Annotated in this window: 16 protein-coding genes and 2 tRNA genes; 8 read left to right on the forward strand and 10 right to left on the reverse strand. The window is 46.3% G+C overall.

All coding sequences use genetic code 11. The annotated features are described in order from the left end of the window. Nucleotides 1-281: 281 nt before the first annotated feature. A complete protein-coding gene (locus tag ACOTSW_RS14360; protein WP_423679745.1) occupies nucleotides 282-1,628 on the forward strand; it encodes a GGDEF domain-containing protein in 1,347 nt (448 codons plus the stop codon). Nucleotides 1,629-1,747: 119 nt separating this feature from the next. Here the strand turns inward: ACOTSW_RS14360 and uvrB are convergent, their stop codons facing one another. Beyond that, nucleotides 1,748-3,841 (reverse strand): excinuclease ABC subunit UvrB, encoded by a 2,094-nt coding sequence (uvrB, locus tag ACOTSW_RS14365; RefSeq protein WP_423679746.1) that lies wholly within the window; start codon nucleotides 3,839-3,841, stop codon nucleotides 1,748-1,750. Between the two features lie 223 nt (nucleotides 3,842-4,064). Here uvrB and ACOTSW_RS14370 point away from each other — a divergent pair, with 223 nt between their 5' ends. The 3 genes from ACOTSW_RS14370 to ACOTSW_RS14380 all read left to right on the forward strand — a co-directional run bounded on the left by ACOTSW_RS14370 (nucleotide 4,065) and on the right by ACOTSW_RS14380 (nucleotide 5,568). Further along, nucleotides 4,065-5,279 carry an aromatic amino acid transaminase gene (locus tag ACOTSW_RS14370; RefSeq protein ID WP_423679747.1) on the forward strand — a complete coding sequence of 405 codons (1,215 nt, stop codon included), beginning with the start codon at nucleotides 4,065-4,067 and terminating at the stop codon, nucleotides 5,277-5,279. A 60-nt stretch (nucleotides 5,280-5,339) separates the two neighbouring features. Then, nucleotides 5,340-5,415, forward strand: a tRNA-Asn gene (locus ACOTSW_RS14375). A 77-nt stretch (nucleotides 5,416-5,492) separates the two neighbouring features. After that, nucleotides 5,493-5,568 (forward strand) — tRNA-Asn (locus ACOTSW_RS14380). Nucleotides 5,569-5,838: 270 nt separating this feature from the next. Here the strand turns inward: ACOTSW_RS14380 and ACOTSW_RS14385 are convergent. The 9 genes from ACOTSW_RS14385 to ACOTSW_RS14425 all read right to left on the reverse strand — a co-directional run bounded on the left by ACOTSW_RS14385 (nucleotide 5,839) and on the right by ACOTSW_RS14425 (nucleotide 15,810). Further along, nucleotides 5,839-6,405: a GspH/FimT family pseudopilin gene (locus tag ACOTSW_RS14385; protein ID WP_423679748.1), complete on the reverse strand. Its 567-nt coding sequence runs from the start codon at nucleotides 6,403-6,405 to the stop codon at nucleotides 5,839-5,841. Between the two features lies 1 nt (nucleotide 6,406). Next, complete coding sequence (locus ACOTSW_RS14390; protein WP_423679749.1) at nucleotides 6,407-6,868, reverse strand: type IV pilin protein; 462 nt, start codon at nucleotides 6,866-6,868, stop codon at nucleotides 6,407-6,409. 21 nt (nucleotides 6,869-6,889) lie between these two features. Next, on the reverse strand, nucleotides 6,890-10,828 hold the full coding sequence (locus ACOTSW_RS14395) for a pilus assembly protein (RefSeq protein WP_423679750.1): 3,939 nt from the start codon (nucleotides 10,826-10,828) through the stop codon (nucleotides 6,890-6,892). A 48-nt stretch (nucleotides 10,829-10,876) separates the two neighbouring features. Then, nucleotides 10,877-11,530, reverse strand: coding sequence for a pilus assembly PilX family protein (locus tag ACOTSW_RS14400; protein ID WP_423679751.1), 654 nt, complete (start codon nucleotides 11,528-11,530; stop codon nucleotides 10,877-10,879). 10 nt (nucleotides 11,531-11,540) lie between these two features. Further along, a complete protein-coding gene (locus ACOTSW_RS14405; protein ID WP_423679752.1) occupies nucleotides 11,541-12,584 on the reverse strand; it encodes a PilW family protein in 1,044 nt (347 codons plus the stop codon). Between the two features lie 2 nt (nucleotides 12,585-12,586). Then, entirely contained in the window at nucleotides 12,587-13,159 is a 573-nt protein-coding gene (gene pilV, locus ACOTSW_RS14410; protein WP_423679753.1) for a type IV pilus modification protein PilV, read from the reverse strand. Nucleotides 13,160-13,883: 724 nt separating this feature from the next. Continuing rightward, nucleotides 13,884-14,177: a BrnA antitoxin family protein gene (locus ACOTSW_RS14415; protein WP_423679754.1), complete on the reverse strand. Its 294-nt coding sequence runs from the start codon at nucleotides 14,175-14,177 to the stop codon at nucleotides 13,884-13,886. Further along, nucleotides 14,146-14,418 carry a BrnT family toxin gene (locus ACOTSW_RS14420; RefSeq protein WP_423679755.1) on the reverse strand — a complete coding sequence of 91 codons (273 nt, stop codon included), beginning with the start codon at nucleotides 14,416-14,418 and terminating at the stop codon, nucleotides 14,146-14,148. Before ACOTSW_RS14420 ends, ACOTSW_RS14415 begins: the two co-directional genes overlap by 32 nt. A gap of 42 nt (nucleotides 14,419-14,460) precedes the next feature. Beyond that, nucleotides 14,461-15,810 carry a tyrosine-type recombinase/integrase gene (locus ACOTSW_RS14425; protein WP_423679756.1) on the reverse strand — a complete coding sequence of 450 codons (1,350 nt, stop codon included), beginning with the start codon at nucleotides 15,808-15,810 and terminating at the stop codon, nucleotides 14,461-14,463. A 573-nt stretch (nucleotides 15,811-16,383) separates the two neighbouring features. Here ACOTSW_RS14425 and ACOTSW_RS14430 point away from each other — a divergent pair. The 4 genes from ACOTSW_RS14430 to narH all read left to right on the forward strand — a co-directional run bounded on the left by ACOTSW_RS14430 (nucleotide 16,384) and on the right by narH (nucleotide 24,628). Continuing rightward, nucleotides 16,384-17,628: an MFS transporter gene (locus ACOTSW_RS14430; protein ID WP_423679757.1), complete on the forward strand. Its 1,245-nt coding sequence runs from the start codon at nucleotides 16,384-16,386 to the stop codon at nucleotides 17,626-17,628. 59 nt (nucleotides 17,629-17,687) lie between these two features. After that, nucleotides 17,688-19,070, forward strand: a complete 1,383-nt coding sequence (locus ACOTSW_RS14435; protein ID WP_423679758.1) for a NarK family nitrate/nitrite MFS transporter — start codon at nucleotides 17,688-17,690, stop codon at nucleotides 19,068-19,070. Between the two features lie 279 nt (nucleotides 19,071-19,349). After that, entirely contained in the window at nucleotides 19,350-23,078 is a 3,729-nt protein-coding gene (locus ACOTSW_RS14440; protein WP_423679759.1) for a nitrate reductase subunit alpha, read from the forward strand. After that, nucleotides 23,075-24,628: a nitrate reductase subunit beta gene (narH, locus tag ACOTSW_RS14445; RefSeq protein WP_423679761.1), complete on the forward strand. Its 1,554-nt coding sequence runs from the start codon at nucleotides 23,075-23,077 to the stop codon at nucleotides 24,626-24,628. Before ACOTSW_RS14440 ends, narH begins: the two co-directional genes overlap by 4 nt. Nucleotides 24,629-24,631: the final 3 nt, after the last annotated feature.

Raw genomic sequence — 24,631 nt, forward strand, 5'->3', positions numbered from 1 at the left:
CCATCCGGATGGTAATGACGGGATACTACATGTCGCCGTATCCTCCTGTAATCGATGTCAGTGATCAAACATCCGGACGCTCAGGTGCTGTTAATTCCGCTCAATAACAGCGAACAACATGGTTATGTCTTTTTTTCGCCATAATTTTATTTTTGCCGCTGAGGAAATCAGATATTTCAGCCGGAATACAAAAGATGGAGAGTAATCTCGTATAAAATTCATCACAGCAACATCGTTTCATTTAATGGTATTACGCCAATGTGCGCGCATACGGAGAAGCAATGGCAGAGGCAGGGTTGTTATTTAAAAATCAGGTAAAACTGCTGGCACAAACCTTTTTCATTAAAGATAATAAAAAAGAACTTCTGCTCTGCGCGCATAAGTACGATTTCGACATACGCTTTTTCGATCAGATGAGCGATTTTGTCAGCGCCGTCGAGCATGCAGCTGATCAGGATTTATTTGTGATTGATCTCGACGTGCTCTACAACATGCAGAACGACATGCAGCAACAACGTCGTCAGACCATGTTCCTCAGCGATCTGTTGCAAAGACTGCCCGCGCACCACAATTATGTTTATCTGCAAACTGTCAGGCAGGGTGAACGCTTTTTACTGCAACAAAAACTGGTTGAAAGTCATTGTCTGGCTTATGCTGAAAAGCCAATCAGCAATGAAGTGCTGGTCGATAAACTATTCAACCTGTTTGGCCGTCACAAACGCGGCGATACCAATACCATCGTCTATCTTGGCGATAAGCTGCCGCTCAACACGGAGTTACTTGCAGAGCACAGTGTTCAGTTGCTGCATTCACAGGATGCACGCTCATTACACGTCAAAGTCAAAGAAATGCAGCCGGACATCGTGCTGATCGATCAGGCGCATTTCTTAAATACGGAAGCACTGGTACGTGTATTAAAAAAGAATATTGAATTCGATCAGAGCCGTGAAATCATCATGCTGCAGCAACATGCAGATACCGGGCTCGCCCGTCATGCACTCGACAGCGGCTTCGATGAAATCATACAAAACACAGACAGCGACATACTGACCCGCCTGTTGCTCAATCGTATCGATAAAATCCGCGCCAGCAAAGATCTGATCAGCCGCGACCGCGCAACCGGCCTGCTGAATAAAATCGGTCTGCAAAAGAAGGCGCAGGAATTAATCCGCCGCGCCAATCGCGAAGGAAAATGCCTGGCCTACGGCATCCTGGATATCGACAAATTCAAGGTCATCAACGATACCTGGGGACATTATTTTGGCGATATCGTCATTAAACGTTTGTCGCTGGTGCTTTCAGGCTTATTGGGTGAGCATGACTTGCTAAGTCGTTTCGGTGGCGAAGAATTCGTGGTGATATTCTGGGATTGCGACCGCGAACAAGGCAAGCAAAAGCTGGATGCAATGCGTGAGGCTTTCAGCAAGATCATGTTTACGACCAGACCTGGCGAAAACAAGCAATTCACCTTCAGCGGCGGCATCTCGGATTTCCCTTGCTGCAAGACTGAAAACGATATGTTTCTGCAAGCCGATGCAGCACTGTATCAGGCCAAACAAGCAGGACGTAATCAGGTTTGTCTGATGCAGGATTTACCCGAAATCAGCAATAAACGCTGGCAGTATTAATGCCCGTCATTATTGGTGTCCGCATGACGTCCACCTGCAAGTAACAGCGGAGTGCCGGGTGAATACGACTGGCGTCATATTCACCCCGTGCAGCAAGCGTACTGTGTTTTATCGGGTCCTCATGCTGGTACATTATCGCTGCCACCTGCTCCAAACAATTGTTGTTTCAAATGGGCGAGTTGATCCCGCACTTGTGCGGCTTTCTCGAATTCCAGATTTTTAGCGTGATCCAGCATCAGTTTTTCCAGGCGCTTGATTTCGCGACTGATTTGCTTCTCACTCATGACTTCGTATTTTGCCTGCTCCTGCGCGGCGACAAGATCGTCCCTGGCTTCCTGCTGGTGATACACGCCATCAATAATGTCTTTAATCTGTTTGCGGACACCGGTAGGAGTAATGTTATTTTCGAGGTTAAACGCGAGCTGCTTGTTGCGACGACGTTCAGTTTCACCTATGGCACGACGCATGGAATCGGTGATTTTGTCAGCATACAAAATTGCTTTCCCGTGCAGGTTACGTGCGGCACGACCTATGGTCTGAATCAGGCTGCGCTCTGAACGCAGAAAACCTTCTTTATCGGCGTCCAGAATCGCGACCAGCGAAACTTCAGGAATATCCAGCCCCTCACGCAGCAAGTTAATACCGACCAGAACATCAAAGGTCCCCAGACGCAGATCACGGATAATCTCGACCCGCTCAACAGTATCGATATCGCTGTGCAAATAACGGACTTTAATACCGTTCTCAGTTAAAAATTCGGTTAATTGCTCTGACATGCGTTTGGTCAGAGTCGTGACCAGTACCCGCTCATTTTTCTTTACGCGATCGGTAATCTCACCCATCAAGTCGTCAACCTGCGTTAATGCCCGCCGCACTTCGATTTCAGGATCGACTAAGCCAGTCGGACGCACAACCTGCTCCACCACCTGATCGGCGTGCTCGTGCTCGTAATCTCCCGGTGTCGCTGAAACGAACACGGTCTGCCGCATTTTGCTTTCAAATTCGGCAAACTTTAAGGGGCGATTATCGAGTGCAGAAGGCAAACGGAAACCGTAGTCAACCAGATTCGTTTTCCGCGCCCGGTCACCGTTATACATGCCGTTTAATTGTCCGGTCAGCACGTGTGACTCATCCAGAAACATCAAGGCATCGGCTGGTAAATAATCAACCAGTGTCGGTGGTGGTTCACCCGGCTTGGCACCACTCAGATGACGCGAGTAATTTTCAATCCCTTTTGTAAAACCAATCTCCGCCATCATTTCTAGGTCAAAGCGGGTACGTTGTTCGATGCGTTGCTCTTCAATCAGCTTGTTTTCGCGCCGGAAGAAATCCAGACGCTCACGCAACTCTTCTTTAATGGTTTCTATCGCCCGCAAAACCGTCTCGCGTGGAGTTACGTAATGTGACCCCGGATATACGGTGAAGCGAGGGATTTTCTGCTTAATACGCCCCGTCAACGGATCGAACAGCTGTAAATTTTCAATCTCGTCATCGAACATTTCCACACGAACCGCGAGTTCGGCATGTTCGGCAGGAAAAATATCAATCGTATCGCCCCGCACCCGGAAAGTGCCGCGGCCAAAGTCTACGTCATTACGTGAATACTGCATCTGTATCAGACGCGCAATAACATCGCGCTGGCTGACTTTGTCTCTGGCACGCAGAGTCAGAATCATTTTGTGATATTCGTTAGGATTACCGATACCGTATATGGCCGACACGGTAGCGACGATAATCACATCCCGGCGTTCCATCAGGGATTTAGTGCACGATAAGCGCATCTGCTCGATATGCTCATTGATCGCAGAATCTTTTTCAATGAACAAATCCCTTTGCGGTACATAAGCCTCGGGCTGATAGTAGTCGTAGTAAGACACGAAATACTCAACCGCATTGCGCGGAAAAAACTCCCTGAACTCGCTGTACAACTGCGCCGCCAGGGTTTTATTCGGTGCAAATATAATCGCCGGACGCCCCGTTCTGGCGATGACATTCGCCATCGTGTACGTCTTACCTGAGCCTGTCACCCCCAGCAGAGTTTGAAAAAATAGCCCGTCATTGATGCCCTCCACCAACTGAGCAATGGCTGCTGGCTGATCACCAGCAGGCTGAAATAACTGATATAACTGGTAAGGAGAATCAGGAAACGATATAAACTTTGCTTCATCCAATTGATCAGATAAAGCGACTGAATTCACGGGAGCAACCGCCATGGTTCTGTTACCTTTGCTAGAATATGAGGCTGATAGGATTTACGCAAAACAAACGTGAAAACGCGATATCCCCGCGTTAACTCTTTAGTATCACCCTTACTGATAACCACTGTCTTGTTCAGCATACCTGGTCTGAACAATTTTACGTAAGCCCTATGACATTCGTATTTTTTACCATTCCAACCATTACTGTCGGCAACGGCAGATAATTTTCAATATTATCATGACAGCTTCTACCTCCTCTCCTCTGTTCTCCGCCATTGAGATGGCTCCCCGCGATCCTATCCTGGGCATTACCGAAGCATACAACGCCGATCAGAATCCGGCGAAAGTCAATCTCGGTGTTGGTGTGTACTATGATGATAATGGCAAGGTTCCGCTGCTTGAGTGCGTTAAAAAAGCCGAAGCCATTCTGATCGAAAAATATTCCCCGCGTACTTATTTACCGATTGAAGGGCTTGCTGCCTATGACAAGGCAGTGCAGGAATTAGTCTTCGGTGCAGACAGCGCCGTGGTAAAAGAAAAGCGCGCAATTACAGCACAAGCAATTGGTGGGACAGGTGCATTGAAGTTGGGCGCAGACTTTTTACATCGTTTCACGCCAGACTCTCAGGTCTGGATCAGCGACCCAAGCTGGGAAAATCATCGTGCGCTGTTCGAGTCCGCCGGCTTCAAAGTCAACAACTATCCTTACTATGACGCTAACACCCGGGGCGTGAATTTTGCAGGTATGTTAGATGCATTGAAAACTATGCCTGCTGGCTCTATCGTGTTGCTGCACGCCTGCTGCCATAATCCAACCGGTGCAGACCTGACGGACGATCAATGGACACAAGTTATCGAAGTTATTACTCAGCGCGGTTTAATTCCCTTCCTGGATATGGCTTACCAAGGTTTTGGAGATGGTATAGAAGCCGACGGTAAAGTGGTGCGCCGTTTCGCTGAAGCAGGTGGTGCGTTGTTTGTATCGAACTCCTTCTCCAAGTCATTCTCGCTTTATGGCGAACGCGTCGGCGCACTCAGCATTGCGGCATCCAATGCAGATGAAGCGGTGCGCATCATGTCGCAATTAAAACGCGTTATTCGTACGAACTATTCAAATCCACCGTCACACGGCGGACAAGTTGTGGCAACAGTATTAGCCACGCCAGAATTACGCCAACTTTGGGAAGAAGAGTTGGCCGGCATGCGCGTCCGCATACGTGAAATGCGCCACGCTTTCGTTGCTAAACTGAAAGAAAAAGCCCCTGCTCACAACTTCGATTTTGTTATTCAGCAACGCGGTATGTTTTCTTATTCTGGTTTAACTAAAGAACAAGTCAGCAAACTCCGTGAAGGCAATTCGATTTATGCCGTTGACACAGGGCGCATCTGCGTCGCTGCTTTGAATAGCAAAAATATCGATAACGTCATTGATGCTATCGCCAAGGTTTTGTAAGTTTGAATGGCTTGAGTCGTTGACAAGTGAAGGGGCAACGAATATAATCTTTGTCTCTGTTCCCTGATAGCTCAGTCGGTAGAGCGACGGACTGTTAATCCGCAGGTCCCTGGTTCGAGTCCAGGTCGGGGAGCCAAAGAATTTGAAGTAAGCAGTGAACTTAATAACAAATCACTGTGCATAAAGAGTTAAATGAAGATGTAAATCTTCTATTCCCTGATAGCTCAGTCGGTAGAGCGACGGACTGTTAATCCGCAGGTCCCTGGTTCGAGTCCAGGTCGGGGAGCCAAAATACGTAGGAAAATAAAAAAGAGTTACTCGCTTAGGCTTGTAACTCTTTTTTATTCTGCACACATTTTACGTCCGGGGAGTCGCTCTCTCCGGACGAAGGATGATAAATTTCGGGCTCGACTTGCCGGATAGTGCGGTATCGCCGGTTTAGGTACCTCTCCGGTTAAAGAAAAACGTACACCCCCATCCAATCAAAAAACTTATTGACTTCCCGAGCCGTTACCCGCTCCTGAAGATTCATCGTAACACTCTTTTGGTCTGTAATACCTTAGTTCCCCGTAGCATTATCTGCACAAGTTTTCAAATCTGTGTCGGGATTACAGATGCGTGCACGGCCGAGAAAATTAACTTTTACCCGCCGGATTGCAGTTCCAAGTTTAAATGATACTGTACCTGCCTGAGGTTGCTGGCTGCTCGTATTCGTTCTGCTTCGGCCATTTCCTGTAAATGAAACATAAGGCGATGCTGAGTCTGTAAATTGCCCGGTCACTTCCATATTTTTGGTAGTCGCATCATGAGTGAAGATCGTTGTTTCACCAGTATCCGGACGAGCGTTACCATTCGTATCAACAAATACTGTCCACCCTGAAGTCCAGCTGGCCCCGTCGTTAGCAGCAAGTGTTACCTGCGCCCCTCTTTTGATTGCCTCAGACCTGGTCATATTGACCGCGGAATAAAACTCCGTAGCTGTGGTCAATAGTTTCTGGTTATCAATGAAAATTTTGAAACTAGGCGCTGCAATTGCCATTAAGATCGCAGCGATAGCGACGGTCACCATAAGTTCGACCAGAGAAAATCCGCTTCCTCCGATAACAGATTTAAATATTTTCCTCATTTTACCAACACTCTTCTTTTGTTCCAGTTGTGCTGGTAAAACCCTTTACTCCTGTGCTTGTTAATGTCAGGTTGCCACAAACAGTGTCCTTAAATTTACCATCAACATTTGTTGTGCCCGGTGTTGCCGTCAATAAAACACAATTTTGTATGGTATCTCCCGCACAAGCTGTCGCCTTAATTTCATAAGCACTCTTCTTTGCTGAATCGCCTGAAAACCAGTTAAATTTGGTTTCGTTCGCGTCAGTGGATGCCTGAGAGAATACGATATAGCTATTATTTTGCGTATAAAAACGTTCCTCCTGCTGCATCAACTTCATCAATGCAGATTTTCCTTCAGAACGCTTTGCTTTTGTCATCGCAGAACTATATGAGGCATAAGCAATCGCAGACAAAATTCCCATAATGGCGATTACAGTCATTAATTCAATCAAGGTAAAGCCAGCTTTTTTATTTTTTTCCATATCATTCTCAATTATCAAAGATTACTTTCCGCCCGAGATCATCGTTTTACGCATTTCATCGTAATTTTCCAGTTCCCTCCAGCTTAAACGACCTGCCCGGGTTGTTGCATTCGGAGCGGAGACGTTTTCACTGCCTTTAGGTCCACTACTTCTTACGGAAATACCCGTAGTGATTCGACGACCTCCGACTGCATTTCTATCTCCGACTGTGGTCGACATATTGATAACAATCGGTGACGTCAGCAAACCGATGGTCGACAATGTTCCGGTAACGTCAGAGCTTAAACCAGTTAATACATCGACCATGTACTTTCTGCCAGTACCGCCAGAGCAAGGATCATTACTAGGGATTAGTGTATTAAAGAAATAATAATTTCCCGCTGTTGTACCTGGCAACGTGTGATGTATACGCTCACCGGTATTTTTAGAATCATAGAAATCAAAATACCAGCCTTTTTTGGTTCCAGTCGCGGTTCCATAGGTAAATTTATCGCCAGTTAGGGTCAAACCGGTGCCAGAAAGAGTCACAGTTCTCGGCACTAACTGGCTACGCCCCGTTACGGCATCCGCGGCATATGTAGTATCGAGTATTGCGTAATAGGTATTAACAAGATAATTCGCTGGTGTAACATCATAGGTTTCTACGTATTTACCAGTACCGAATAACAGAATATATCCGCCGCCGGGGGCAAAAACGATCTGCGGCTGCACAGTAATCGGCTGCGTTTCGCCTGTCGGTGTTTTTGCAGTGAACACAGGTGTAGTTGCAGTTTTGGCTTTTGTTAAATCGTTACCGGCAAATTCAAAACGCCACATATTCCCCTGTAAATCGCCTGCATAAGCGAAATTAACAGCACCATCATTACCATAAGTAATATTTGGGGCTCCCAATCCGTTTTTCTGTGTAACGTCTTTAATCGGGGTCATTAACTTGAAATAATTCGAATTAATTACCCAAGGATCTCCTGGGTTTTTATCCAGGGAAAGTAAAAATAATGCGCCCTTGCCCGTCGCAGACGGATTCGAATCGTAATTATTGAAACCACTGGAGATGACGACGAAATTCGAATAAGTTGGATTGCTTGCGGATCCGCCAGTTCTGAATTTCGCAATGATAGGAGGAGCGAGCACATATCCCATATCCGCATCATTCTTATCCGAGAACTCCCAAATTGCTCCTAATCCTCCGGAAAAATTAGCCGGATTCGTCACATCGAGTGCAAAAACACCTTTGTTCCCTGCGCCAAACCCGGAAATTAACAAAGTTTTCCAATTACCTTTGACTTGCGCTTCTTTCACCGTAATCCGGCCATCGACAAACGCTTGGTGACTATAATAAGGATCGGTAAGCTGATTCAATTTTGAAATTAAGGCATTTGGCACATAAGCAAACAACTCATTGCCATTAACAGCATCAAATGCATGCAACATTCCGTCATTCGAGCCGACATATACTGCTTTCTGACGATTGACATATGTTTTGTAAAATTCAGTATACCCAGCGCCTGAGATATTTTTTGATGGAGCACCGTAGTAAACAGGAGCACTGTTAATAATGTCACCTAAAACACTGTCTCTGACCCTGAATTTACCGGTGACGTTACCTGCCACATCCTTCGATTGTTCCTGACTACGGTCGCCACGTAAAAAACTAATGCGATCGTTAGCAAAGTTATCAACGGTACCTGTATGCGGGTCTGTATTCAGCGCCAGAAGATCGGCGGCACTAAAGTTACCTCCCGACGAAGTAAATGGCACTAAAGACAGAGACCCATCAGCTGCAACTTTTGAAGTGTAAATATTCCTGCTAGCTGGCAAAGGATATGGCTGCACTGCAGGTTTCGCAACAGGATCTCCTGTCAAAATCACCCCAGCATCCCACACAGGTGTTGGATTGGTTCCGATTGCCGATATTTTCTTCAGGCTACCAGACCATTTCTCCGCCATGAATCCTGGTTCATAAACATATGGATTATCACTCGCGCTGGTCGAGGAAATTCCCACACCAGCGAGATTTCCGCCACTCGATGCAACCGTCTTAAAAATGTTATCAATCGCTGACATCATTTTCTTAGGTTCGCTGGCAAGGAAGAAATTGTCAGGATCTGTGCCATTACCGCTAGCCCACTCCTTATTATTACTGACGATCGTTTTCCCATCCGTGGCAAATGTCTTGAACGGATTCAAATCAAGATTAAGGTCATTAAAACCACCATATTTTGCCGTTAAGTAAAGCTGGGAAAGCCGCGGAGCCGTATTACTTCTGGACGCATAATTGATAGATCCATTACCATTTTCATCTACGTCAATCGCAAAAGTTTTCACTCGGACCGGTTTATCAAGACGGATATCGTTCGTGTGCGCCCAATAGGCTGCACCGACCATGTAAAACGTCCCGTTGCTTGATCCGGTATAAGCTGTGGCCATATTAGCCAAAGAAGTAGCTGGTGCGGAATTCCCTGAGGTTGATGAAGACTCCAATGCAGCCACTTTAGAGGTCTGCGCCTTCACATCAAAAGCCGGCCATTGTGTTGTCGCTGTGTCTGCTGCGCGGGTAGAGCGGCTGGCTCCGGTCAGAGTACTACCTGGAATATAGGTATCCTGATGAGTGTTAGCGTCACCAATAACAATAATATAATTTTTTTGACATGAAGCCTCTACCGGATCAACCCAGTTTGTCAAAACCTGAAAGTTATCTTGCTCCGTCGTTGTCATGGAGGAATAAGCGTTTGATGTAGGCTGTCTTCCTTGTAAATAGCGGATACTCTCATAGTACAGTTCGCTCAAAGGATCATAACCTTTGTAATTTCCGGTACGACCAAACTTATTGAGATAGTTAATAACACCACTGTTTCCGGTAGTATCATTTTCCGGATTAGCAACAAAAATCCCTGTATTAGGGTCCCATTCAGGTCGATCATTCACTTCTTCGGTAAAACCATTAGCGGCACGATATTGCTTGCTTCCGACATACTTCAACGGAGCACGCAACACACCACCATAGCGAGTATTCACGTTATTCATCAGATAACCAAACGCACCATACCTGACGTTATTCTGATTTCGCTGCATATTTCCTACAGGCTTATAACTACCGTTAGGATATTTGAGACACAAATCCGTCCTCGTAGATGCTTCGTTTGCATCGCAAACTTGTACGCGAACAAGAAACTCTCCCAGCGTTCTGTCCGTACCAGAAATCAATTTTGTGTCATTTGCCGAAACATTCGTGGGATAGGTCCTATTCGTTGAGCAGCCCTTTGTCGTTGAAACGTCATTGAACAGAATTTTATTGTCACAATTTAAAATATACAAAGTCGTCACCGAATACGGTGTAACCTTATTCGGAGCGCTTTGCGTTGCCGACGCGGCGATAGATTTTTGCTTGAAATACCCCGAGCTATAAAACGAGTTATATAAAAAAGCGCGTTGCAGTATGGTTTGTGTCGCACCATCGTATATCCGGTCACCGCCAGTCAGCGAAAGACGCAACATATCAATAGCTGATGAGGAAGCCCAATTCATAAAATTTCCGCTGAATGAACTTCCGTTACATTCATAATTACTATCAGCATCGCCAGAAATTTTAAAAAAAGAATCGGGAGCATTTTCTACCGTTGGTTGCGTATTAGACCAACTTGCCGTCTTAGGCCCCCCACTAACGGATTTTCCTGAAGTGTCAACCAATGCATAGCTCTTGGTACCACCATTCACATAGCATTTCTTAGAATTAAAATATCCTAAGTATTCAATAGTTTTGTTGTAATCACTCGCATTATTGTATGCCGCCTTTACTGTCGGAAACTCAACAGAAAGATCCAGCAGTAAATTAGGTCGAACGCTACCACCGCCTGAATAAAGAGGTATGTTGGCCAGATTAACTATAGGTGGTGCTGCAAGCGCGAAAGTATTAGCAAGTAAAAAACAACTTGAAATAACAGATTTGATTATTTTTTTCATATCAGCTCTCCGGCCAGAGTCTTATCTTCAACTCTGGTAGTGCAAATTTTATGACTTAACAGCTTTTCTGTAGAAAGATTGCAAAACGACCTTGGCATTGGAATTCGGACCAAAACCCACCGCAGTTATGCGAAAAATATATTTAGTTTGATCATCAGCCTTTCCACCCGGATCAACGTCCTGTACTGCCTCAATAATATAACGCGGCAATTTTGCAGGAAAAGAACCTTTTCCCGTCACCATCGTCTGTCCTGTAAAACGTCCGTATTTAACCGAGGGAGAACCGGCACTATCGTCAGCAATATCAGCGGTTATCCATGTTGGCTGTTGTACTTCAGTTGCTGCTGCGCACATCCCCTGATAAAGATTACCGTCGCCAGACGCACAACCTGCTTCAAAAAACAATGTGGATGTCGCATCAAATAAATCACTTCTGCCGTTTGCCAATGCGACCTGAGGATCAATATCCATTTCAGCGTCTTTCAGCGCAGCTTCGGCTGCATTCAATGCAATCTGACGATCCCGATCACTCCTTGAAGCTTTCTCTCCCTGCAAAGAAACCATTGCAAGAGAAATACTTAACATCAAAACGACAATTAACATCAGCAATGAAACAATCAGAGATGCACCTCTTTGCCGCTTACGCAGCAGCAACCGAGGGAAATCAAGACCTTTAACAGGCATTTTTTTTACTGTACGCATATTATTGAACTCAGTTTGGAGGAAGGCAGGTACCGCGATCTGGATCTACATTACATACGTTACGTACCAAAACGGTTGCGTTATAAACTTTACGGATACGGTTTTGTCGTGAAGCTGGCAAATCGGCTTCTCTAATTGTCGTTCCCTTATCAATACCGGAATTCGCAGCGGCGTAGCTAGCCCCAAACAAGTTGTAAGTAGTTTTCGCATCATCTTGTCTCGAATTCTGCGCACCACTCACGAGCAAAGCGATTTTTATTTCAGTAATTTTTTTCCAATAAGTTTTACGATTCAGATCTTCCGCTTTTTGATCTGCCGTATCGCCAACGAGAACCAGTGTGGCATCTAAAGCATTTAAAGCGGTCGCAGTTAAAAATTTGTTAGCACTACCATCAGTGGGATTACTTGTATCGACACCATAAAGTACCTGGAACGACTCAACGCCTCTAACGATAGATTGAGCATTCCATTTTCCGGTATCCGGACTATAGTACTTACAAAAAAGTTCTGGTTCACCATTCGCATCATTTGCGACGTAATATATACTCCAGCCGCGATCCTGATCTGCAGTGTTTGAAGAGACTGGTTCTGGAACCGAGAATCCCGCGCAATTACTCACAGTTCCATCTCCACTACCCGTCTTACCCGATCCAAAAAACCGGATTGCCAATAAATCACTGAAATTTACAGCTGACCCGGTTGGCGATGAAATATCATCCGAAGTTGCGGTAACACTGTTTGCATCCATTCCAATAATGTCGGCCTTGGCCTTGGCGGGAGTTATTTGGAAAGAGTTACTAAAATCATAATTAACATAACCAGCACGGCGAATGGAGCGGGAAATGTTGTCCAACGCAAAACGCGTAGTATCTTGAGTCTCATTTCCTTCGGTCTGACTCAGAAACAACTTTTTCGTTGAGACAACCAAGCCAGTTGCAGCCAACACCACAAGCAAACCGACGGTAATTGAAATTAACAATTCAATTAAAGTTAAGCCATACTGATTAGCTTTTGCGAGATTGACGAAGGAAGATTTATAAGTAATTTTAGACATAACTATTTCACGTAGGATTCAACTGTCAACGCAACACTTGGAGGTGTGACACCACTACTTGTGACAAAACTTCCATCTGGGTTTTTACTTTTCCAACCAATTTTTATCGTCAGTCCCGCGTTAGAATCTGCTGTACAAGTCCATGTAAGCGCTTTACTGGAGGTGTCAAATGGCGCTGAATCGCGACAAACTAAAACTCTGCCGCCAGGGAGTAGTTTTTTGACGTTGACTAACCATTCGTAAATATCTGCATTTGCCAGATCCGTTGTACTGCAATTAGCTGATGAGCTGTAACACAGCGTCGGGGCCGTAGGATCTGAATCAGAAGTAGAGTCATATTTAATATTTGCAAACACATTTGCCGAATCGGGTAACTTCATTTGAGCATCACTTGATCGCATTTTATCCGCCAGCTCATTTGCCAGTTCTACGGCAATAGTTTGATAGCCACTTTGCTGAGACGTACGAACAGCTGCGAGTTGCAATCCTGCTGCACCAATCACCCCTAGCGCCAGCACAAATACAGCAATAAGCACCTCGACTAAAGAAAAACCTTTTGCTTGGGTAGAAATCATGATTCTCATGTTAGATATTTTTCGATAATCTATTTTAAGCGCTCCAGCGTATCAATCTTTACCACTCGTCAAGTAATTATTACCTCTCGTCGGATGCGGGAGGTAACGTTCTGATTATTACTGAGAGAAGCAAGGACAAGACAAAGGAATAGATACAGAATCATAATGTCCTAGGGCGAAATGAAATGGAAGACCATCGAAGAAGGGGCGAAAGCCCCGTTTTTATTGTTACGTTCAGGAATCAGTGTCCGGCATCAGGCAAACCGGCTGAGAGTGAGCCTGTACGAACCGATCAACTGCCATCACAGCACCGATGATCTGTGTCTCTGTAAATCTGCTCTTACGCATTTCTGTTCTCCCTTGGCATATAAGTTTGCCTCAAGAACTCTAGTTATGCATGGCTTGATTTTACGGGAGGGTTACATTTAACTTCCAAGCTAAACGCCCATTTATGCGGATTGGTCGGATAGGGCCATTTTCACGAGATGCCCATACGCGGAGGGTTTGCGGTTTTCGATTGAGGAGAGCAGCTGCTTCTTCAGTTGTTATAGCTTTTCGTTCTATTGACATTGTTACCTTTCATTGTTTGGAAAGGTAGCATTATAATACGATAAGATTTATTACCACGATTTGCTTATAAAAGCAATATATTTGAAAAATTTAAAAAATTATTTTTCTGTGAATTTGATCATGTTTTCATGATGTTAATTTTTTTCAATTTTAATTAATGTCTTCTCATTTCTTCTCGTATAGTTTTCTTGATGGTGGCTTCAATACTTTGCGCCTGCAAGGATTGTTTTAATGCGTCATTTATTAAGGTTTGGTAGCCACGATTACCGGCAAGTGTTTTGAAGTGTTCAATAATTTCGCTATCCAAATAGATGTTAACGCGCTGTTTGTAGGGTAATACTGCTCCATTAGTTCCACGTTTGCGCAGAACTAATTTGCCGTTCTTAATGTCGGTTTGTGTGATGGGGGTGTCTTCATCAAAGGTTGTTGAAGTAGATTTTTTGCTCATTTTTGTCTGCCTTTCGCATTGAAATAATACGAATTTCTGAATCGGATTCGGTGGTGACGATTACAACGATACTGCCATCTAAATTGCCAAGTGTAATAAAGCGTGGCTCATCGTAGTCATAGCGATTGTCTTCAAATGTGACTGTGTTCCCGCTTTCAATAACACGTTTTGCTTCGTCAAAGTCTAATCCGTGTTTAGTCAGATTGGACTTCTTTTTCGCTGGATCGTAGCTGTAACGCATATGGTTTATTATATGTATGTTTATATGTATGTCAAAGAGTTTTTAAGCTGCAACTCTTAAGCCCAATTCTGTTGGTGTAAAGTTAATATGAGCCTGTTCAAGTATCCATGCCTCTATTTTTACGTGCCACATTCTTAATAAATCAATTGGACGGTTTCTATAATGTTTGTCTGCTGTGGCACTTGGTTTGTGTCCCATTATCTTTTGCACGATGCCATCAGGTGTTTCTGTCCATTCAGCCAATGAACCAAATGAGCGACGCAAGCCATGCAGTGTCAGATCAGGTAAACCTGCTCTTATTAGTGCTTTCTTATGTGCGGGAGAAGGCTCTACCATTTGCCCATTTTTCGCAGCGGGTGAGCTGAATACCCATTCATTGCGACGAGGTAGTGCTGCGAGAAGGTGCGACACATAAGGTGTGAGTGGTATCGTTCTTTCTCCTTCAACCTTGTCGCGTATCGTTAGTTGATTCCATTGAAAATCGATATCAGCCCACTTTAGTGAGCCAAGCTCTCGTCGGCGTGCACCTGTTAATAGTAGTGATTGCAGATAAGCTGATTGCACTGGGTTTGTTAAGTCACGAACGGACTTAAACCAGAGAGGTAATTGTTCGCGCTGAAGGCAATCGCTAGATTTGGCGTTTTTTGCGGGCAATTCATTGTTGACTTGATCAGACTTGCACGCCCCATTTGGTGCCAAGCCCTTATATTGGGGGTGTGAATTGCACCAATTAATAAAGACCGATAATAAGCGAAAGGCTAATGCTGCCCGCGTAGGACGCTTCTGCGTTTCTTTTGCTAGCCATTCTGCGATGCGCTCTCCTGATAGGTCAGAAAGCCGAACATTTAATAGCGAGGCTAGGGGCCCCGCTTCCGTTAAACCTTTTCCGCGCTTTTTCTTTTCGCCTCCGACACTGACGACATTCTCGTGGTCTCGTATATGCCACTCACTCCAACCAATTTTTCCGCCCTTACGCTTTGCATCACGCTTTGCTGCAATATAGACAGGCCATGCCATACCCAGTGTTATCGAATCCTTTAGGGTCTGAGCTTCTATTTCAGCCAATTCATTTTGCTTTGCTTTGAGCGCGGCTTGTTTCTGAGCTAATGCATCCGCTTTTATCTGACGTGGATCTTCTCCTCTATCAACAATGACCTGTAATCTACGTGCCTCGTTTTGAGCTGCATCAATTGTCCAAGCGGCGGGGGTGCCTATCGTGATGCGTATAGTTTGACCATTTAACTTGCCCTGAAAGATATATGCCTTTGCTCCATTTGCGGTAACGCGCAGAGCGAGGCCATTGCCTGATGTATCCCAGTGAAATGTTTGACTTTTTCCGGCGTCACATTTGCATCCTGCAACTCTGCTTGCCGTAAATTTTATTTTCCCCATCCTTGAACTCCTTCAAAATAAAGCTGTTTAACTTTCATGTAACCACCATGTAACCAACTTTATAGCATATTGATCAATTTCAATCAACGAAGTAGAAATGTGAATTTACTATATCTCCTTGTATTTAAAGAGATTTATTTTAATTTATATATGAAAATCAACACAGATAAACAATAAATTAGCAGGATTGTGATTCCTGTTGTCGTGGGTTCGAGCCCCATCGTCCACCCCACAGAATTTAATGAAATCAACGGCTTACAGAGTTTTCTTTGTAAGCCGTTTTTCTATTTGTCAACGAAAAAACAAATTTTCCGTCAGCTTGTTTTCTTGAGCGATTTTTGTTTGCCACTTATCAATGATTTGTTGTGGGACGCGTTCAAGTGAGTGTCCGTTTATTTACTTTCGTGATGCCTTCTCTCGTGCATAGAAACTGACGTTACGACCTAGGCCGGTCTAGTTCTTTCAGCCAGTGACCCCATCCTTTTGCAGTCAGATTGACTACCGTCAGGGGAATTTCTAAATAACCCCACGCTCCTTAAGCTTATATCACCTAAAAAAGCAAAAGGAGCTGTCATGGCGAATGAAGGCAAAGCCTATTCAGTACTGGCTTCCAGTACGTTGGCGTTTACTGTGTGTTTTACGATCTGGATGATGTTTGGTGTGATCGGTATTCCGATCAAAAATGCGCTGCATTTAAATGAAACCGAATTTGGCTTATTAACTGCCATGCCAGTTCTGACCGGATCATTGATACGGGTGCCGTTGGGTATCTGGACTGATCGTTTTGGTGGTCGTATCGTGTTGTTTGCCCTTATGTTGTCGACGGTCATTCCTATTTACCTGATCAGTTATGCGACCGCGTACTGGCATTTTCTTGTTCTGGGATTGTTTGTCGGTCTGGCTGGAGGTTCATTTTCAGTTGGTACTCCCTATGTTGCACGCTGGTTTAAAAAAGATCGCCAGGGCCTGGCAATGGGGATATTCGGCGCCGGTAATTCTGGTGCAGCCGTCAATAAATTTATCGCTCCTGTTCTGATTGCCGCCGCTGGCTGGACTCTGGTTCCGAAAGTTTACGCAGGCATGATGCTGGCAGCGGCACTGATTTTCTGGGTTTTTTCTGCAACGAATCCCAGCCATAACGTGAAATCCAGTGTCAGCTTTATGGCGCAACTGAAAATGCTGAAAGATCCCAAAGTCTGGCGTTATTGCCAGTATTACTCGGTGGTGTTCGGCGGCTACGTTGGTCTGAGTTTGTGGATGGTCAAATATTACGTCACCGAATACGGTTTTGATATCAAGAGTGCCGCTTTGCTGGCCGCCTGTTTCTCTTTGCCTGGCGGTGTGTTGCGCGCTTTCGGTGGCTGGCTCTCAGATAAATACGGCGCTTACAAAGTCACCTGGTGGGTAATGTGGGTTTGCTGGGTAGCGTTCTTTTTGTTGTCTTACCCACAGACTGATTTCACGATCAAAACAGTCAATGGTATGCAGACATTTCATATCGGACTGACTCCAGTGCTGTTCACCATGATTTTATTTGTGGTCGGCATCGCGATGGCGGTAGGTAAAGCATCGGTATTCAAGTTTATTTCAGACGATTACAGCAGCAACATCGGTGCGGTATCGGGTGTGGTTGGTCTGGCTGGTGGCCTGGGTGGATTTATTTTGCCTATCATGTTTGGCGCGATCGTTGATGTGACCGGTATCCGCAGCTCGTGTTTCATGCTGTTGTACGGCACCGTCTGTGTTTCTCTGGTCTGGATGCACTTCCAGTTCCGCCGTGAAGGCATGCTGGCGGCGCAGGCATCGTTACCTGCATAAATTCCGGTGTACCTACACCTCAATGTAATGAACGTTTTTTGAATAATCAGGAGCAGATAATGAGCCATGTTTTAAAACGCTGGGAACCGGAAAATCCGGACTTCTGGCAAAAAGAAGGTAGTGCAATTGCGAACCGGAATCTGTGGATTTCGATTCCTAGTCTGATGCTGGCATTCTCGGTCTGGATGTTGTGGAGCGTCGTGGCGGCGAATCTGGACAAGGCAGGATTTAAATTCACGAAAGATCAGTTATTCTTTTTGACGGCGCTACCAGCCTTATCCGGCGCGACTTTGCGGATATTCTATTCATTCCTGGTGCCGGTGTTTGGTGGCCGCAAATGGACTGCGATCTCGACTGCAAGTCTGTTGATCCCCGCGATCGGTATGGGTTTTGCGTTGCAAGATCCGACTACCAATTATTCAACGTTGCTGGTGTTGGCTTTGTTGTGTGGATTGGGTGGGGGCAATTTCAGTTCCAGTATGGCGAATATCAGTTTCTTTTTCCCAAAATCACGCAAAGGTTATGCGACCGGCATGAATGCGGGTATCGGTAATCTGGGCGTGTCTGTGGTGCAGTTTCTGACACCGTTGGTGATTTCATCCGCGATGTTTGGTGCTGCCATTTCGGGTGACGGATTTTTATTCCACAATGCCAAAACCGGTGTCGATAAAATGTATTGGCTGGGAAATGCAGGATTCGTCTGGGTTCCCCTGATTATCGCTGCGACTATCGCTGCCTGGTTTGGGATGAATGATATCGCCTCTGCGAAAGCCTCATTTGCAGATCAGGCGGTGATTTTCAAGCGAAAACATAACTGGCTGATGTGTTTTCTCTACATCGGTACGTTCGGTTCTTTTATCGGCTTCTCTGCAGGTTTTGCGATGCTGATCAAAGCGCAGTTCCCAGAAATTGATGTTGCCAAGTTCGCGTTCCTCGGGCCATTGGCTGGTGCGTTGGCACGTCCTGTCGGCGGTATGATTTCAGATAAAATCGGTGGCGCCCGTTTGACGTTCTGGGTGTTTGCTGCAATGGCACTGACGATTGCCACGGGTATTCTGCCAGCCTTGCATTCACATCAGTTCATGATGTTTCTTGGCTCGTTTATTCTGATGTTTATTCTCACCGGACTCGGTAATGGCTCGACGTTCTGCATGATTCCTATCATTTTCCAGACCGAGAGAGAGCGTGCGGTTGCTGGCAAAGGGGATGCACTTCTGAAGCAGGCGCGTTTGGATGCAGCCAAAGAATCTGCCGCTGTGCTGGGTTTTTCCGGTGCGATAGGTGCGTATGGTGGCTTCTTTATTCCTCAGGGCTTTGGTACTTCCATCAAGATGACCGGTGCACCTGATATGGCTCTGTATGTCTTCATCGGATTCTATGTCACATGTATGGCGGTAACCTGGTGGTACTACTCGCGCAAGGGCGCAGAGATGCCATGTTGATGCAGTAGTCGTCTCTTGGCAGACATTGCCCTTAAATTAAGCCTCTGATAACGATCAGAGGCTTTTTTATTGGCTGAATCTGATGTCTTTTTTGTGCTGTTGATACAAATCATTTTTCTTAAAAAGCGACTAGTTCTAAAGGAGTAGTCAGCCTAGTGCCAATGCTTGAGCTGACACACCGCACCGAAGAATGGGCGTGCTAACGCTGACTCTCTACACTCTCAGTATGCAAGTAAAGAAACTTGTGGGTACATCGCCCACCTGATATGGAGAGTTACGATGAGTCATTTTCTGGATAGATTGAAGTTCATGTCGCGGGTGAAGTCCACCTTCTCCGATGGTCATGGTGCTGTAGTTGAAGAGGATCGTAAGTGGGAAAACGCTTACCGCAGCCGCTGGCAGCACGACAAGATTGTGCGTTCCACCCATGGTGTGAACTGTACGGGTTCCTGTTCTTGGAAGGTGTATGTTAAGAATGGCTTGATTACCTGGGAAACACAGCAGACAGACTATCCGCGCACCCGTCCTGATTTGCCGAACCACGAGCCACGCGGTTGCCCTCGCGGCGCCTCGTACAGCTGGTATGTCTATTCCGCCCAGCGTGTTAAATATCCGATGATCCGCGGTCGCCTGATGGAAATGTGGCAAGAAGCACGTAAGACCATGGGCCCGATTGCTGCATGGGAATCCATCAGCCAAGATCCAGTCAAAGCCAAGCGTTATAAATCCGTACGCGGCCTCGGTGGCTTTGTGCGCGCTGATTGGGATACTGCACAAGAAATTATCGCAGCGGCGAATGCTTTCACGGTTAAAAAATTCGGCCCAGACCGCGTGGTTGGTTTCTCACCGATTCCGGCGATGTCCATGGTGTCTTATGCCGCTGGTGCGCGTTACCTGTCTTTGATCGGTGGCGCATGCTTGTCTTTCTACGATTGGTATTGCGATTTGCCGCCAGCCAGTCCGCAAATCTGGGGCGAACAAACCGACGTGCCGGAATCTGCCGATTGGTACAACTCTACTTACCTGATGGTCTGGGGTTCTAACGTGCCGCAAACACGGACACCGGATGCCCACTTCTATACCGAGGTTCGCTACAAAGGTACTAAGACCGTTGCTGTGTCTTCCGATTTCGGTGAGATGGTGAAATTTGGTGATATCTGGATGGCACCTAAACAGGGTACGGATGCAGCGCTGGCAATGGCGATGGGTCATGTGATCCTGAAAGAGTTCCACCTTGGCGGCAAGTCTGATTATTTCCGCAGCTACGTCAAACAATATACCGACATGCCTATGCTGGTACGTCTGGTTGAGCGCAATGGCAGTTTCGTGCCAGATCAGATGTTGCGTGCATCACAATTGCCAGGTGGATTAAACGAAGAAAACAATGGCGATTGGAAAACACTTGCGATTGATGAGAAAACCGGCGATATCGTTTCACCAAACGGCTCTATCGGTTATCGCTGGGGTGAAGGTAAAGTCAATGATGGCGAAAAAGTCGGTCGCTGGAATTTGGAACCAAAAGATGGCGGTTCAGGTCGTGAGATCGATCCACAATTGAGTCTGGTTGCTAAGCATGATCAAGTAGTGAGCGTAGGCTTTAACTACTTCGGCGGTGCAGATGCCAACGATATGGTCTTGCGCAATGTGCCAGCGCGTAAAGTGCAATTGGCTGATGGCTCTGAGATTTTAGTCGCGACGGTATATGACCTCTCCATGGCGAACTACGGCGTGGATCAAGGTTTGGGTGGCGCGGTTGCTACATCGTATGATGATGACGTACCTTACACACCAGCATGGCAAGAAAAACACACTAGCGTAAAACGTGACTTGGTGATTCAAGTTGCGCGTGAATTTGCGCAAAACGCGCACGATACACATGGTAAGAGCATGGTCATCGTTGGTGCGGCTTTGAATCACTGGTACCACAACGATATGATTTATCGCGGCATCATCAATATGCTGATGATGTGTGGTTGCGTCGGTCAATCTGGTGGTGGTTGGGCGCATTACGTCGGTCAAGAAAAACTGCGTCCTCAGTTCGGCTGGGCACCGCTGGCCTTCGCATCCGACTGGACACGTCCATCACGTCAAATGAACGGTACCAGCTTCTTCTATGCGCATACTAGTCAGTGGCGCCATGAGAAATTGCATATCGATGAGATTCTTGCACCAACGGCAGACAAATCCAAAGTCAGCCACATGAGCATGATCGATTTGAATGCCAAGTCGGAGCGTCTCGGTTGGTTGCCATCTTGCCCGCAATTAGAAACCAATCCACTTGATGTGTGCGATGCAGCGGCAGCAGCGGGTGTAGAACCAGCAGAATATCTGAAACAAAGTCTGAAATCTGGTCACGTCAATATGAGTTGCGATGATCCGGATAATCCTAAAAACTTCCCGCGCAATATGTTTGTCTGGCGCTCGAATATTCTCGGTAGTTCAGGCAAAGGCCATGAGTATTTCCTGAAGTATTTACTTGGTACACAGAATGCGCTGTTTGATGATCCTGATGAAGCAGTCAAGCCGTCTGAGGTTAATTATCGTGAAAAAGCCGCCGAAGGCAAGCTGGATTTGTTGACTGTGCTGGATTTCCGCATGAGTACGACCTGTCTGTACGGCGATATCGTATTGCCGACAGCAACATGGTATGAAAAAGACGATCTGAATACCTCTGATATGCATCCTTTCATTCATCCATTGAGTGAAGCTGTGCAGCCATTGTGGGAAAGCAAAACCGACTGGGAAATTTACAAAGGTATCGCTAAGAAATTCACTGAAATCGGTGGTGACTATCTGGGGACACGCAAAGACATCGTCTTGCAACCTTTGATGCACGATACACCGGGTGAACTTGGTCAGGCGTTTGAGCCAAAAGACTGGAAAAAAGGCGAGTGCGACCTGATTCCTGGCAAGACTGCGCCTAGCTTTGTGGTCGTTGAACGTAACTACAAAGAAATCTACAAAAAGTTCACATCGATCGGACCTTTGTTAGACAAACTTGGTAACGGCGGTAAAGGGATTAACTGGAACACCGAACACGAAGTCCACGAAATCGGTGGCATCACCAAAGTGGTGACAGAAGAGGGCGTATCGAAAGGTCGTCCGCGTCTGGATACAGCGATTGACGCCTGCGAAATGATTTTGACATTCGCACCGGAAACCAATGGTCATGTCTCAGTCAAAGCTTGGGAAGCTTTATCGAAAATCACTGGTCGCGATCATACGCATCTGGCGGTTGGCCGTGAGCATGACAAGATCCGCTTCCGCGACGTACAGGCACAGCCACGTAAGATTATTTCGGCACCGACCTGGTCTGGTCTGGAATCGGAAGAAGTCAGCTACAACGCCGGTTATACCAACGTGCATGAACTGATCCCATGGCGCACACTGACCGGTCGCCAGCAGTTCTACCAGGATCACCGCTGGATGCTGGATTTCGGTGAAGGTCTCTGTGTGTACAAACCAGCGATCGATACCAAGACGGTTGCGCCGATGTTGAATAAACATCCGAACGGTGAGAAAGAGATAGTGCTGAACTGGATTACACCGCATCAGAAATGGGGCATCCACTCTACGTATTCTGACAACTTGCGCATGCTGACCTTGAGTCGCGGCGGCCCGCATGTGTGGGTCTCTGAGATCGAGGCAAAAGAAGCAGGTCTGGTGGATAACGACTGGGTTGAGGTATTCAACAGTAACGGTACGTTGACGGCGCGTGTGGTGGTCAGTCAGCGTGTGCCAAAAGGCATGTGTCTGATGTATCACGCTCAGGAAAAAATCGTGAACACACCGGGTGCTGAATTGTCCGGTATGCGCGGCGGTATTCATAACTCAGTGACACGTGCGGTCTTGAAACCTACCCACATGATTGGTGGCTATGCTCAACTGGCATACGGCTTCAACTATTACGGCACGGTCGGCAGTAACCGCGATGAATTTGTGGTTCTGCGTAAGATGAGAAAAGTAGATTGGTTAGAGGGTAAATTGGAAGAGGAGTCTGCATCATGAAAATTCGCGCACAAGTTGGCATGGTGCTGAACCTGGATAAATGTATTGGCTGCCACACCTGTTCCGTGACTTGTAAAAATGTCTGGACCAGCCGCGACGGTGTTGAGTATGCCTGGTTTAATAACGTCGAAACTAAGCCAGGTATTGGCTATCCTAAAGAGTGGGAAAACCAGTCCAAATGGAAAGGTGGCTGGCATAGGAATGACGCGGGCAAATTAGAGCCTAAGCAAGGCGGCAAGTTGCGTATCCTGGCAAACATTTTTGCGAATCCGAATCTGCCGCAGATTGACGATTACTACGAGCCGTTCACTTACGATTATGAGCGCCTGCAAAACGCGCCATTGTCACAGACACCACCGACTGCACGTCCTGTCTCTGTCATTACTGGCAAAAAGATGGACAAGATTGTCTGGGGCCCAAACTGGGAAGACGACTTAGGCGGCGAATTCAGCTCACGTAGTCGTGATCAGTTATTCGAAGGCGTACAAAAAGAAATGTACAGCACCTTCGAATCGACTTTCATGATGTACCTGCCACGTTTGTGCGAACACTGCCTAAATCCTGCTTGCGTTGCATCGTGCCCATCCGGCTCGATTTACAAACGGGAAGATGACGGTATCGTTCTGGTCGATCAGGACAAGTGCCGCGGCTGGCGTATGTGTATCTCCGGTTGCCCTTACAAAAAGATTTACTACAACTGGAGTTCCGGTAAAGCGGAGAAATGCACATTCTGCTACCCACGGATTGAAGCCGGTCAGCCAACAGTCTGTTCCGAAACTTGCGTAGGCCGTATTCGTTATCTCGGCGTCTTGCTGTATGACGCTGACAAGATAGAAGCAGCCGCTTCAGTACCGGATGAGAAAGATCTGTACGAGGCGCAACTCGGTTGCTTCCTGAATCCTCATGATCCGGAAGTGATTGCCGAAGCGCGTAAGCATGGCATTCCAGAAAGCTGGATTCAATCTGCACAGAAATCGCCGGTCTACAAAATGGCGATGGAATGGAAGATTGCTTTTCCACTGCATCCAGAATACCGCACGCTGCCTATGGTCTGGTATGTACCGCCTCTGTCACCGATTCAAAAGGCAGCAGAAGCAGGTCACATGGGTATGAACGGCATTATTCCTGATGTGAAATCGCTGCGTATTCCTGTGCGTTATCTGGCGAATTTGCTGACAGCCGGTAAAGAAGAACCGGTCTTGAGAGCCTTGGATCGTATGCTGGCGATGCGCGCTTTTAAACGTTCTGAAGTGGTACACGGTCAGAAAGATACAGCAGTGTTGGCGCAGGTCGGTTTAACAGAAGCGCAGGTTGAAGACATGTATCAGACCATGGCGATTGCGAATTACGAAGATCGTTTCGTGATTCCTTCATCGCACAAGGAAATGGTGGAAGACAGCTTCAATGAAAAAGGCAGTTGCGGATTTACGTTCGGCAATGGCTGCTCGGGTGGTGTTTCCGATGGTGCTTTGTTTGGCAAGAAGCCGCAGGGTAGTGTGATTTTTGTCGAAATGCCGAAATCACGCAAAAAAATGTCCAGCGTTGAATAAAAG

The sequence above is a fragment of the Undibacterium sp. WLHG33 genome, from assembly GCF_049544815.1.
In the GTDB taxonomy this organism is placed as follows: Bacteria; Pseudomonadota; Gammaproteobacteria; order Burkholderiales; family Burkholderiaceae_D; genus Undibacterium.